The 12,658-nt window shown below is 71.5% G+C and carries 12 protein-coding genes; 6 read left to right on the top strand and 6 right to left on the bottom strand.

What is annotated here, in order from left to right; all coding sequences use genetic code 11:
* Nucleotides 1–2: 2 nt before the first annotated feature.
* From nadC to EDF33_RS10600, 4 genes are read right to left on the bottom strand one after another with little or no spacing between them, the layout of a single operon-like run.
* A complete protein-coding gene (gene nadC, locus EDF33_RS10615) occupies nucleotides 3–881 on the bottom strand; it encodes a carboxylating nicotinate-nucleotide diphosphorylase (RefSeq protein WP_131921778.1) in 879 nt (292 codons plus the stop codon).
* Entirely contained in the window at nucleotides 878–2,509 is a 1,632-nt protein-coding gene (nadB, locus tag EDF33_RS10610) for an L-aspartate oxidase (protein ID WP_132100030.1), read from the bottom strand. The genes nadC and nadB overlap by 4 nt, the downstream gene beginning before the upstream one ends.
* A 55-nt stretch (nucleotides 2,510–2,564) precedes the next feature.
* The gene (gene nadA / locus EDF33_RS10605) at nucleotides 2,565–3,836 is read right to left on the bottom strand and encodes a quinolinate synthase NadA (protein WP_132100029.1); all 1,272 of its coding nucleotides are present in this window, start codon (nucleotides 3,834–3,836) and stop codon (nucleotides 2,565–2,567) included.
* Between the two features lie 8 nt (nucleotides 3,837–3,844).
* Nucleotides 3,845–4,543 carry an NUDIX domain-containing protein gene (locus EDF33_RS10600; protein WP_123292041.1) on the bottom strand — a complete coding sequence of 233 codons (699 nt, stop codon included), beginning with the start codon at nucleotides 4,541–4,543 and terminating at the stop codon, nucleotides 3,845–3,847.
* A 166-nt stretch (nucleotides 4,544–4,709) separates the two neighbouring features.
* Between EDF33_RS10600 and EDF33_RS10595 the strand changes: the two genes are divergently transcribed.
* From EDF33_RS10595 to EDF33_RS10585, 3 genes are all read left to right on the top strand, one after another.
* On the top strand, nucleotides 4,710–4,991 hold the full coding sequence (locus tag EDF33_RS10595; RefSeq protein WP_228504877.1) for an acylphosphatase: 282 nt from the start codon (nucleotides 4,710–4,712) through the stop codon (nucleotides 4,989–4,991).
* A 132-nt stretch (nucleotides 4,992–5,123) separates the two neighbouring features.
* Nucleotides 5,124–6,605: an MDR family MFS transporter gene (locus tag EDF33_RS10590; RefSeq protein WP_132100028.1), complete on the top strand. Its 1,482-nt coding sequence runs from the start codon at nucleotides 5,124–5,126 to the stop codon at nucleotides 6,603–6,605.
* Nucleotides 6,606–6,646: 41 nt separating this feature from the next.
* Nucleotides 6,647–7,894: an FAD-binding protein gene (locus EDF33_RS10585; protein WP_132100027.1), complete on the top strand. Its 1,248-nt coding sequence runs from the start codon at nucleotides 6,647–6,649 to the stop codon at nucleotides 7,892–7,894.
* A 212-nt stretch (nucleotides 7,895–8,106) separates the two neighbouring features.
* Here the strand turns inward: EDF33_RS10585 and EDF33_RS10580 are convergent, their stop codons facing one another.
* Nucleotides 8,107–8,601: a 2'-5' RNA ligase family protein gene (locus tag EDF33_RS10580; RefSeq protein ID WP_132100026.1), complete on the bottom strand. Its 495-nt coding sequence runs from the start codon at nucleotides 8,599–8,601 to the stop codon at nucleotides 8,107–8,109.
* A 146-nt stretch (nucleotides 8,602–8,747) separates the two neighbouring features.
* On the opposite strand from EDF33_RS10580, the gene EDF33_RS10575 reads away from it, so the two are divergent.
* From EDF33_RS10575 to EDF33_RS10565, 3 genes are read left to right on the top strand one after another with little or no spacing between them, the layout of a single operon-like run.
* Entirely contained in the window at nucleotides 8,748–9,701 is a 954-nt protein-coding gene (locus tag EDF33_RS10575; protein ID WP_123672400.1) for a MetQ/NlpA family ABC transporter substrate-binding protein, read from the top strand.
* Nucleotides 9,701–10,783, top strand: coding sequence for a methionine ABC transporter ATP-binding protein (locus EDF33_RS10570; protein WP_123938573.1), 1,083 nt, complete (start codon nucleotides 9,701–9,703; stop codon nucleotides 10,781–10,783). Before EDF33_RS10575 ends, EDF33_RS10570 begins: the two co-directional genes overlap by 1 nt.
* Before the next feature lie 50 nt (nucleotides 10,784–10,833).
* Nucleotides 10,834–11,451 carry an ABC transporter permease subunit gene (locus EDF33_RS10565; RefSeq protein WP_111084480.1) on the top strand — a complete coding sequence of 206 codons (618 nt, stop codon included), beginning with the start codon at nucleotides 10,834–10,836 and terminating at the stop codon, nucleotides 11,449–11,451.
* 326 nt (nucleotides 11,452–11,777) lie between these two features.
* On the opposite strand, the gene EDF33_RS10560 is transcribed toward EDF33_RS10565, so the two are convergent.
* Nucleotides 11,778–12,554: an endonuclease/exonuclease/phosphatase family protein gene (locus tag EDF33_RS10560; RefSeq protein ID WP_111084345.1), complete on the bottom strand. Its 777-nt coding sequence runs from the start codon at nucleotides 12,552–12,554 to the stop codon at nucleotides 11,778–11,780.
* Nucleotides 12,555–12,658: the final 104 nt, after the last annotated feature.

The following is a 12,658-nucleotide window of genomic DNA, read 5'->3' as shown; positions in this document are numbered from 1 at the left end:
GGTCAGTCCCCGGCCGCCACCGCGATGTCGAGCCCGAGGTCGAGCGCCCGGGCCGAGTGCGTGAGCGCCCCCACCGAGATGACGTCGACCCCGGTCGCGGCGATGGCCGCGACGGTGTCGAGGGACACTCCGCCCGACGCCTCGACGAGTGCGCGACCCGCGACGATGCCGACACCCGTCTCGAGCTCGGCCGGCGTGAAGTTGTCGAGCATGATCGTGTCGACGCCCGCCGCGACGACGGGCTCGATCTGGTCGATGCGGTCCACCTCGACCTCGACGTGCACGGTGTGCCCGAGTCGCTGCCGTGCTGCGGTGATCGCGTCACCGATGCCGATGCCGCCGGCGAGCAGCACGGCCAGGTGGTTGTCCTTGGCCAGCACGGCGTCGGACAGCGACGTGCGGTGGTTGTGCCCGCCGCCGCAGCGCACGGCGTACCGCTCGAGCGCACGGAGCCCTGGCGTGGTCTTCCGGGTGTCGACGATCCGCGCCGAGGTGCCCGCAGCGGCCGCGACGTGGGCCGCGGTGGCGGTGGCGATGCCCGACATGCGCTGCACCAGGTTCAGCGCGACCCGCTCGGCGCGGAGCACCGAACGCGCCGACCCCGTCACGGTGGCGAGCGTGTCGCCGGCGGTGAACGCGGACCCCTCGTCGGCGTGCAGGGTCGCCCGGATCGACGGGTCGACCGCGTGCATGACCGCCACGAAGACGGTCCCGCCGCTCAGTGCTCCGGGTTCACGGGCCGCGAGCGTCGCCGTCGCGGTCGCGTCGGCCGGGATGAGCGTCTCGCTGGTGACGTCGCCCCAGGGCGCGTCCTCTTCCAGCGCGGTCTCGATGACGCGGCGCAGGGCGTGCGGCGGGATGGTGCCGGGGTCGATGGTCATGCGGGAACCTCCTGCGGAACGGCGATGTGTCGAGTGACCGTCTCGGCGACCCAGGCGTACGAGGCCGGGGCTGCTGGATCGGTGTCGGGGTGGTCGGTGCGGGCGTGGGCGCCGCGGGACTCCGTGCGGGTCTCGGCGGCGAGCGCCACCAGCCGTGCCAGGTCGAGCAGTGCGCGGTCTTCGTGCTCGCGCACGCCGCCGGTGGCGGGCGCGGTGAGCGCGTCGAGGTCCCGCCGGGCGCTCGCCAGTCCGTCGGCGTCGCGCAGCAGCCCGACGCGGTCGGTCATGACGGCCTGGACCGCCTGCCGGACGGCACCGACGTCGTGGAGGTGGGTCGCGCCTCCAGGCAGGGTCTGACGGGAGGCGCGGATCACGTCCGCCGCTCGGGGAACGCTGGTGACGCGCAGGTCTGCGTTCCCCCGCAGGCGGAGCAGGCCGGGCCGGGGTCCGGCGACCGCGTCCGCTGCGCGGACCGCGAAGACGAGTCCCTCGAGCAGGGAGTTCGAGGCCAGTCGGTTCGCGCCGTGGACCCCGGTGCAGGCAGCCTCGCCGATGGCCAGCAACCCCGGGAGGCTGGTGCGCCCCTCGGCGTCGGTGGCGATGCCGCCCATCGAGTAGTGGGCCGCCGGGGACACCGGCACACCCTGTCGGGTCCAGTCGAAACCGGCCGCACGGGTGGCCCGGGTGAGTCCGGGGAACCGTCCGGTCAGGAAGTCCGCGCCGAGTCCGGTGGCGTCGAGGAGCACGGGTGCGCCGCCCTGGTCGCGGACGGCGGCGGCGATGCCGCGGGCGACGACGTCGCGCGGAGCGAGCTCGGCGTCCGGGTGCACCGCCGTCATGAAGCGGCGTCCGCGCGCGTCGCGGAGGACGGCTCCCTCGCCACGGACGGCCTCGGAGACGAGCCCGCCGTCCGGCACGGCGAGGCGGGTCGGGTGGAACTGGACGAACTCAAGGTCGGCGACCACCGCTCCGGCACGCCACGCGGCGGCCACGCCGTCCCCCGTCGCCACGAGCGGGTTGGTGGTCTCGCGGTACAGGTGTCCCGCTCCCCCGGAGGCGAGCACGACGGCGTCGGCGTCGATCCGTCGGGGTTCGCCGAGCAGGTCGAGGACGTCGATGCCGACGACGGTGCCGTCGCGGACGACGAGGTCGGTGAGGCAGGTGCGCTCGAGGATCGTGACGTGCTGACGGTGCAGCGCGTCGATGAGCGTGCGCTCGATCGCCGCGCCGGTCGCGTCGCCGGCGGCGTGCACCACGCGCCAGCGTCCGTGCGCGGCTTCGCGCCCGCGGGCCAGGTCGTCGCCGTACCGGTCGAGGGCCGACGGGTCGGTCGAGCGGTCGAACGGCACACCGAGGGCGAGCAGGTCGCGGACCCGGGCCGGCCCGTCGGTGCAGACGACCTCGACGGCGCGCGCGTCCGCGCTGCCGGCCGCCGCGACGTGGGTGTCGGCCTGGTGCAGTGCCGGCGAGTCGTCGGCACCGAGCGCCACCGCCACCCCGCCCTGGGCGTACGCGGTGGCACTGTCGGCGAGCGCGCCCTTCGTCACCAGCGTGACGTCGTGGACGGCGCTGGCACGGATCGCTGCGGTCAGTCCGGCGATGCCGGAGCCGACGATGACGACGTGCACGGTGGTCTCCCTCGGTCGTTCGGGTTCGGGTTCGGGCTCGGGCTCGGGTTCGGGCTCAGCCGCGGGGCTTGGCCGCGAGCATGCGCTCGAGCGCGACCTTGGCGTCGGTCTGGACCTCGGCGGGCACGACGATCTCGTTGAGCACCTCGCCGCGCACCAGGGCCTCGAGCACCCAGGCGAGGTAGCCCGGGTGGATCCGGTACATCGTCGAGCACGGGCAGACGACCGGGTCGAGGCAGAAGATCGTGTGCTGCGGGTACTCAGCGGCGAGCCGGTTCACCATGTTGATCTCGGTGCCGATCGCGAACGTGGTCGGTTCGGTGGCCGCGGCGACGGTCTTCCGGATCAGGTCGGTGCTGCCGGCGTGGTCGGCGGCGTCGACGACGGCCATCGGGCACTCCGGGTGGACGATGACCTGGACACCGGGGTGCTCGCGTCGGGCCTGGTCGATCTGGTCCACGGTGAAGCGGCGGTGCACCGAGCAGAAGCCGTGCCAGAGGATGACCTTCGCCGCTTCGAGGTCGCTCTGCTCGTTGCCACCGAGGGGCTTCCGGGGGTTCCACATCGGCATCAGGTCGGTGCTGATCCCCATGGCCTTGGCGGTGTTGCGACCGAGGTGCTGGTCGGGGAAGAACAGCACGCGCTGCCCGCGCTCGAACGCCCACTCGAGCACCGTCGCGGCGTTCGAGCTGGTGCAGACGATGCCGCCGTTGCGCCCGCAGAACGCCTTGAGGTCGGCAGCGGAGTTCATGTAGGTGACGGGGATGACGGGCACCCGGCCGTCGGCGTCGGGCTCGGTGCCGTAGACGGCGGTCAGCTCGGCCCAGGCGGCCTCGACGCTGTCGATGTCGGCCATGTCCGCCATCGAGCAGCCGGCCGCGAGGTTCGGCAGGATGACGCGCTGGTCGTCGCGGGCCAGGATGTCGGCGGTCTCGGCCATGAAGTGGACGCCGCAGAACACGATGGCCTCGGCGTCGGGCTTCGTCAGCGCCGCGTTGGCGAGCTGGAACGAGTCGCCGAGGAAGTCCGCGTGCCGGACGACCTCGTCGCGCTGGTAGAAGTGCCCGAGGACGACGACCCGGTCGCCGAGCGTCGCCTTCGCCCGCTCGATGCGCTCGTGCAGCTCGTCGGTCGGCGCGGTCTTGTACTCGTCCGGCAGCACGCCCTGCCGCGGTGCGCTCGTCGGGATGACGTCGGTCATCGACGAGCCCGGGCCGTACCCGGGCCGGGAGTCGAAGTCCCACGTGGGCATGGCGAGGTCGGGCGTGCAGGTGCTGCCGCCGGCCTTGCCGTTCGAGATGAGGTCGATGGTCGTCGCGATGGACACGGTGGTTCCTATCGGTTCTGCGGTCGTGTGCCCTGCTGCAGCGGGCCGTTGTCCGCGTAGGCCAGGTCGGGGTTCGAGCGGTACAGCCGGGCCGGACGGTGCCGACCCCCGCTCGTGGTCTCGTCGGTCGGCAGGATCGCGTCGGTCTTCTCGACCTGCCGACGGAAGTTCGCGGGGTCGAGCGCGCGCCCGAGCACCGCCTCGTACACCCCGCGCAGCTCGGCGAGGGTGAACCGGTCCCCCAGGAAGGCCTGGGCGATGCGGGAGTACGACATCTTGGTGCGGAGCCGCCAGAGCGCGTACTCCACGATCCGGTCGTGGTCGAAGGCGAGCGGCGGGTGCTCGTCGGCGAGGAACCAGCGGACGTTCCAGTCGTCCGGCACGACGTTCGCCTCGTCCGGGTGCACGAGCGCCCAGTACACGATCGACACCACCCGGCTCGGTGAGCGGCCGACGTCGCCGAACGCGTAGAGCTGTTCGAGGTAGCGGGGCTGCACGTTCGTCGTCTCGCGCAGTCGGGCCGCGGCGGAGTCCTCGAGTCCCTCGTCGACGCCGACCCAGCCGCCGGGCAGCGCCCACGACCCCTCGAACGGTTCGGCGACCCGGCGCACCAGCGGCATCCACAGCGCCGGCGCCCCGGTGTCGGGGTGCGGGCGCAGCGCGACGATCACGGTCGAGACCGCGACGCGGGTGCCTGCTTCGTCCATGGTGGGCCTTAATGTCATTCTGACTCGAAGTGTTCGGGTTGCGATGACACTATCACCGCTTCGCGGTGTGTTGCGCCCGTGAGGGCCTCCGGGTCGTCACGAACCGGAAACAGATCGTCACGAGGCCGAAAACTCCGGGAGGCCCCGCGTGGATACGGTGAGGATCATGACGACGGTGACGAGGATGCATGCCGTGGTGTCGGGGACCGTCCAGGGGGTCGGGTTCCGGTACTGGACGGCACGGAAGGCCGACGGGCTCGACCTCGTCGGGTACGCCAGGAACCTCTGGGACGGCACCGTCGAGGTCGAGGCCGAGGGGCCGTCGGTCGCGGTCGAGACGTTGATGGAGTGCCTGCGGAGCGGGCCGCCGTCGGCCACCGTGACGGACGTCGAGTTCCGGCCGGTCGTGCCGCACGGCGACGCCGACGGGTTCGCGATCCTGCACTGACCCGGTCGCACCGACCGTTCACGTGCGGATGTCGGTGCGGAGCGGAATAATCGAATCCACTCAGGCGGTTGCCCTGTCTGCGCGTTCTGCGCCACCTCGTTCCACCAGTCGTGATCCACCAGGAGCTCCCGCATGACCCAGGCCGTCGATTCCGCCCCCCGCACGGCAAGCGTCTCGCAACCGACCGCTGCCGAGACCCGTCTCGTGATCGGGCTGCTGCTCGTCTCCGCGTTCGTCGTCATCCTCAACGAGACGATCATGGGCGTGGCGCTGCCGCGGCTCATGGACGACCTCGACATCAGTGCGGCGACCGGGCAGTGGCTGACCACGGGCTTCCTGCTCACCATGGCGGTCGTCATCCCGATCACCGGGTTCCTGCTGCAGCGGTTCAACACCCGCCCCGTCTTCGTCTGGGCGATGGGCCTGTTCTCGGCCGGCACCCTGATCGCCCTGCTCGCACCCGGGTTCACGCTGCTGCTCGTCGGCCGCATCGTCCAGGCCAGCGGCACCGCGATCATGATGCCGCTCCTGATGACGACGGTGCTCACCCTCGTCGACCCGGCCCACCGCGGCCGCATCATGGGCAACATCTCGATCGTCATCTCGGTCGCGCCGGCCATCGGCCCGACGATCTCCGGGCTCATCCTCAACGCGTTCTCGTGGCGCTGGCTGTTCGGCTTCGTCCTGCCGATCGCGATCGCCGCGCTCATCCTCGGCATGGTGAAGGTCCGCAACGTCTCGACGCCCCGCCGGGCACCGCTCGACGTCGTCTCGGTGATCCTGTCCGCGTTCGCGTTCGGTGGGATCGTCTACGGCCTGTCCAGCATCGGCGAGGCCGGCACCACCGGGCTGTTCGTCCCGGTCACCGCGCTCGTCGTCGGTGCCGTCGCCCTGACGGTCTTCATCCTCCGTCAGACCCGACTGCAGCGCACCGACAGCGCCCTGCTCGACCTGCGCACCTTCCAGACCCGCGGCTTCACCGTCCCGATCGTCGCGATGGCGTTGAGCTTCATGGCGATGTTCGGCACGCTCATCCTGCTGCCGATCTACCTGGAGCGCGTCCTCGGGCTCGAGGTCCTGAACGTCGGACTGCTGCTGCTCCCCGGCGGGCTGCTCATGGGGCTCCTCTCCCCCATCGTCGGACGCATCTACGACCGTCGCGGACCGCGCGTGCTGCTCATCCCCGGCTCGATCATCGTCAGCGCGGTGCTCTGGGCGCTCTCCACGGTCGGCGTGGACACCAGCGTGTGGTTCGTCCTCGGGGCGCACGTCGTGCTGAGCATCGGCCTGGCGCTCACCTTCACCCCGCTGTTCACGGCGGCGCTCGGTGGCCTGCCCCCGAAGCTCTACTCGCACGGCAGCGCGGTCCTCGGCACGGCGCAGCAACTCGCCGGAGCCGCCGGCACCGCCCTGTTCGTCACCCTGCTCACGATCGGCGCCGCCACGGCAGCGACCGGCGCGGGTGCGGACGCCGTGGCCGCAGCGACCGCCTCGGGCGTGAAGACCGCGTTCATGGTCGGCGCGGTGATCTCGCTGTTCGGCATCCTGGCATCGGTCTTCGTCACCCGTCCGGCGGTGCCCGAGGGCGCGCCGACGCCCCCGCCCGCGCACTGACCGCGGTGCCGCCCACGGGTCCACGTGGCATCGTGGGCGGCATGCGGTCGACGGCGAGCGAACTGAACTGGTCCGGCACGGTCACCTACACGGCCGAGCAGGTGCTCCGACCGGGCTCGATCGACGAGGCAGCCGAGGTCGTCGCACGCTCCCCGCGGGTGCACGGGCTCGGCACCCGGCACTCGTTCAACGACTCCGCCGACGCCCCGGGGGTCCTGCTCGACCTGACCGCGGTCCCCACCGACCTGGTCGTCGACCCCGAGCGGCGGACGGCGACCCTCGGAGCCGGCACCCGGTACGGCGTCGTCGCGCCCGACCTCGACCGCGCCGGGTTCGCGCTGCACAACATGGGGTCGCTCCCGCACATCTCCGTCGGCGGCGCGGTCGCCACCGGCACCCACGGCTCCGGCACCACCCTCGGCTCGTTGACCACCGCGGTCCGGTCCCTCGAACTGCTCGGCCCGGACGGTTCGCTCCGGACCGTCGACCGCACCGACCCGGCGTTCCCCGGCACCGCCCTGCACCTCGGGCTGTTCGGCATCGTGGCCCGGGTCACGCTCGACCTCGAACCCACGTACCGGATGCGGCAGGACTCGTACGGGCCGTTCCCGTGGAGCACGTTCACCGACCACGTCGCCGCGGTCCACGCGGCCGGGTACTCGGTGTGCGCCTACACGGTGTTCGGCGACGAGATCAGCGAGGCGCTCGTGAAGTCCCGGGTCCCCGACGGCGCCGACGACACCGCCGTGCCGGACGACCTGTTCGGCGCTCCCCGGCTGCCCGGCTCCCCCGGCGACGGCCACCACACGGCCCGCGACGGGTCGGTGGGCCCCTGGTGGGACCGGCTGCCGCACTTCCCCATCGAGTCCGTGCCGAGCCACGGGTCCGAGGTGCAGAGCGAGCACTTCGTCCCGCTCCGGCACGCGGCGGCGGCGCTCGACGCCCTGCGCGGGCTGGCCGACCGCATCCAGCCGCACCTGCACGTGTGCGAGCTCCGGACGATGGCGGCCGATGACCTCTGGCTGAGCCCGACCCAGGGCGAGGACGTGCTCTGCATCGCGTTCACCTGGCAGAAGCACCCGGAGGCGGTCGCTGCGCTGCTGCCCGACCTCGAGGCGCGGCTCGCTCCGTTCGACGGGCGACCGCACTGGGGCAAGATGAGCTCGCTCGACGGCGACGCGATCGCGGAGCTGTACCCGCGGGTGGCGGACGTCCGTGAGCTGATCGCACGAGCCGACCCGGACCGGACGTTCGCATCCGCGTTCGGCGAGCGGGTGCTGCGGGCCTGACCCGCGCCTCCAGTCCGACGCCCCCGCGCCCCGCACCCGCACCCGCGCACGCGCGCACCCCGCGCCCCGGAACCAGGTTCCGGACACAGCACCCCGCGATCGCGCAGTTCCGTGTCCGGAACCTGGTTCCGCGGGCCCTTGCCGACCCTGCCGACCTTGCCGACCCTGCCGACCTCGCGTCCGGGAGGCCCGGTGCCGGTCCGCAGCGTGCGTCAGCGCAGGCGGGTGACCACCTTCGCACCCCCGTCCCAGTGCCGGAGACCGCCCACGGTGAGCACCTCGGGCAGGGGCCCGTCCGCAGCGAGGACCCGGAGCGCCGCCGGCAGGTCGACGTCGCGGATCCGCCGAGCGAGGGTGACGTGCGGCGCCCACCGACCGGGCAGCGACGAGTCGACCGAGCCCGGAGCGGCGGCGTCGACCGCGCGGTGGAAGCGGGCCAGTGGCTCGTCGACGACCACGCCGAGGCCGAGCACGTGCCGACCGGGGCCGGCGGGGAAGAGCAGGACACCGGCGACGCGCAGGGCCTCGGGCACCGCGACGTCGAGGTCTGTCGGGACGGGCAGGGTCTCGCCGGCCACGAGGGTGACGTGCGGGTCGTTCGTCCCCGAGTGGCCGAGGCTCGGCAGCTCCGCGGCGACGAGGGTCTGCCAGAGTGCCCGTACCGCCGCGTCCGAGGGGCCGTCGAGGACGAGTTCGATGCTGCGCACGTACCGAGTGAACCAATGCACCCCGTGACGGCGATGTAACACGGCGGAACGGAACTCGCACCGGGGACCCGCTCCCGTCACACTCGACTCCACGCCGCGGACCACCGCGGCTCCCCCGCACAGCACGGCCCACGAGGAGCACCAGCATGTCCGCAGCCCCCGCACTGCCCGAGAAGCCGAAGGGCAAGCGCCCGATCGGCTGGATCATCGCCGCCGTCATCGTCGTCGTGGCGATCGTCGTCGCCGTCATCGTCGGAGTCGTGCGCTCCGGTGGCGACAGCGGTGGCGCTGCCGCCGGTGACGCTGCGCCGAAGACCGTCACCATCGGTGTCTCGGACAAGTCGCTGCCCTACTGGAACACGTACGTGAAGGCCGCCAAGGAGCAGCTCAACGTCACCGTGAAGCTCCAGAACTTCTCGGACTACTCGCTGCCGAACCCTGCGCTCAAGGACAAGCAGATCGACATCAACCAGTTCCAGCACATCCAGTACCTGGCGAACTACAACGTCACCTCGGACGACGACCTGCAGCCGATCGGCGCGACGGCCGTCTACCCGCTGCCGCTGTACTCGACGAAGGTCTCCGACGTCGCGGACTTCGAGGACGGCGCGAAGGTCGCGATCCCGAACGACGCCATCAACGAGGCCCGTGCGCTCCTGGTCCTGCAGGCCGCCGACCTGCTCGAGCTCAAGGACGGCGGCAACGCCTTCTCGACCACGGCCGACATCACCTCGCACAAGGTCGACGTGCAGACGCTCGACGCCTCGCAGACCGCGAACGCCCTGCAGCAGGGTTCCGTCGAGGGCGCGATCGTCAACGTGAACTACGCCACCTCGGCCGGGCTCGACACCAAGGACGCGATCTTCCAGGACGACCCGAAGAGCGCCTCGGCTGCCCCGTACGTGAACGTCTTCGCCGTCCGCGACGCCGACAAGACCAACAAGACGTACCTCGACCTGGCGAAGCTGTTCCAGGACGACGCCGTGCAGAAGGTCTTCGCGAAGGACTACCCGGACGCCGTCCCGAGCGACGAGAGCGCCGCCTCGCTGCAGAAGGAGCTCACCACGGTCGAGTCCGACGCGAAGGCGGCAGCGGAGTAGTGCCGGTCCTCGTCGAACTCCGCGGCGTCTCGAAGCACTACCGCCGCGCCGACACCGGCGAGACCGTGGTGGCCGTCGAGGACGTCTCCCTGGACGTGCACCAGGGAGAGGTCCTCGGCGTCATCGGGTACTCCGGTGCCGGCAAGTCCACCCTGGTCCGTCTGGTGAACGCCCTCGAGCTCCCCAGCTCCGGGACCGTCACCGTGGCGGGCAAGGAACTGACGGCGATCCCCGAGCGGGATCGCCGTCTGGCGCGTCGCAACATCGGGATGATCTTCCAGCAGTTCAACCTGTTCCGGTCCCGCACCATCGCCGGCAACGTCGCGTACCCGCTCAAGGTCGCTGGTGTGCCGAAGGAGGAGCGGGACCGTCGCGTGGCCGAGCTGCTCGACTTCGTCGGGCTGCTCGAGCGCGCCCACGCCTACCCGGAGCAGCTGTCCGGCGGTCAGAAGCAGCGCGTCGGCATCGCGCGGGCCCTCGCGGCGTCGCCCGACCTGCTGCTCGCCGACGAGGCCACCAGCGCCCTCGACCCGGAGACCACGTCCGAGGTGCTCGGGCTGCTCCGCCGGGTGAACAAGGAACTCGGCGTGACGATCATCGTCATCACGCACGAGATGGACGCCGTCCGGCAGATCGCCGACCGCGTCGCCGTGATGGAGCAGGGACGCGTCGTCGAGGTCGGGGACGTCTACGACGTGTTCTCCGCGCCGAAGACGGGCGCTGCGCAGCGGTTCGTCCGCACCGCGCTGCACGACCGCCCCTCGGTCGACACGCTCGCTCGCCTGCGCGAACGCCACCCCGGTCGTCTGGTGACCGTGCAGATCACCGACGAGGCCGGGCTGCAGAACCGGATCGACGCGGTGTTCCGGTCCGCAGGGGTCACCGCCGAGCTCGTCTACGGCGGGGTCGGCGAGATCCGCGAGCGCCGGATCGGTTCGCTCACGTACGAGCTGACGGCCGGCGGGGTCGCCGACGCCGGTGCTGGTGCTGGTGCTGGTGCTGGTGCACCGGACGCCATCGATCGCGCCGTCGCCGCCCTGCGCGCCGACGGCGTCACGACCGACGAGGAGGCAGCAGCGTGAACAACTCGTTCCAGAGCCTGATCGACACGTTCGACGTCTTCCTCGCCGCCATGCGCGACACCATCGTGATGTCGCTCGTGTCACTCGTCATCGCCGGCGTCATCGGGCTCGCCCTCGGGCTGCTGCTCTACGCGACCCGGCCGGGCAACCTGCTCGGCAACCGCACCGCGTACACGATCATCAACGTCGTCGTGAACCTGGTCCGGCCGATCCCGTTCGTGATCTTCCTCGCCGCGATCGCCCCGCTGTCGCGCGTCGTGGTGCAGACCACGATCGGCGTGCCCGCGGTGACCTTCGCGATCTCGTTGGCAGCGGCCTTCGCGGTGTCGCGCATCGTCGAGCAGAACCTGCTCGCGGTCGACCCCGGCGTCGTCGAGGCGGCTCGCGCGTCGGGCGCTCACCCGATCTCGATCCTGCTGACCGTCCTGATCCCCGAGGGCCTCGGGCCGCTCATCCTCGGCTACACGTTCATCTACATCGGCATCGTCGACATGACGGCGCAGGGTGCGTTGATCGGTGGCGGTGGACTCGGTGAGTACGCGATCACCTACGGATCGCAGCGGTACGACTGGTGGATCGTGTACGTGTCGGTGGCGGCGATCGTCGTCATCGTGCAGCTCGGCCAGTTCGTCGGCAACCGGCTGGCGCGCGCGACCCTGCGTCGCTGACGGGTCGCGACTCCCCGCTCACGTCCGCCGAGTGGTCACGACGTGTCGCTCGGCGGAACGCTGGCCGACAGTTCGTGACCACGCGACGGCGGGCGCGGCGCGTTTCGCCGCCTCGCCACGTGCTGTGGCCGCAACCGACTGGAGGCCCGGCGCCGGTACACGAGACCGGCACCAGGCCTCCAGTGCGTTGCCGGCTCCACCGGCGCGCCCAGCGTCGCCCGCCGAGCAGTCACGACTTCCCGCCGTCGCCCGCCGAGTGGTCACGACGTGTCGTCTGCCGGACCGCCGGCCGACACTTGCTGACCAGTCGACGACATGCCCGCGGGTCAGGCGGCCGGGGACTCCACGGTCTCGATCGTGCCGGTCGCTCCGGGGTGCTCGTAGTGCGCGCGCACCAGGATCGGACGGTGGTCGGAGATGCCCGCTGGCAGGGTCTCGACGCCGGCGATGTGCAGCCCGACGCTCGTCGCGAAGTCGAAGTGGCCCGTGAACTTGCGGTACCGCAGGTACGTCGGCTGGTCGGACAGCGACAGTGCGAACCCGCCCTGCTCGATCTTCCGACGCAGGTTCGTCTGGAACCAGGGGTAGTTGAAGTCACCGACCATGACCGCGGGGACGTCCTTCGCGAGCTCGCGGAGGAACTGGTGCGCCGCCTCGATCTGCTTGCGTCGCAGGGAGTTCGTCGCGGTCAGCGGCGAGGCGTGGAACGAGGCGACGACGACCTCGGCATCAGCCTCGGTGTCGCGCAGGTGCATCGCGATGAGCCGTTCGTGCGCGGGTGCGAGGACCCGGTCGTGCAGGGACTTCTGCAGCGAGTGGATGCTGAAGTCCTGCACCTCGAAGCGGTCGTCGCGCTTGTAGATGGCGAGTCCGAGGCGGTTCGTGCGGGTCGACGCGGCGAGCGAGAGCCCACCGATCGACGGGGCGAGGTCGTTGCTGTCGCACTCCTGCACGCAGAGGACGTCGGCGTCGGAGGCCTCGGCCAGGGCGGCGAGTTCACCGTTCGCAGTGTGTTCCCGGAGGTTGTAGCTGACGACCCGGAGGGCAGTGGGCGGCACGCCTGCGTCGGTGGCGATCGTGCTCTGCTGTTCTGGCGCGGCCATGCTGCCTTCCTGTCCGGGTGGTCCGGGTCACCCTGCCGCGGCAACCGTACTCGGCGTTCGCAAACGGATGCTGAGACTGTAACGCCTGTCGGGTTTCGCGCGTG

This window comes from Curtobacterium sp. PhB146 (assembly GCF_004342995.1).
Taxonomy (GTDB): domain Bacteria; phylum Actinomycetota; class Actinomycetes; order Actinomycetales; family Microbacteriaceae; genus Curtobacterium.
Note: the sequence above shows the minus strand (reverse complement) of the source record. Positions and strands in the feature narration are given on the sequence as shown.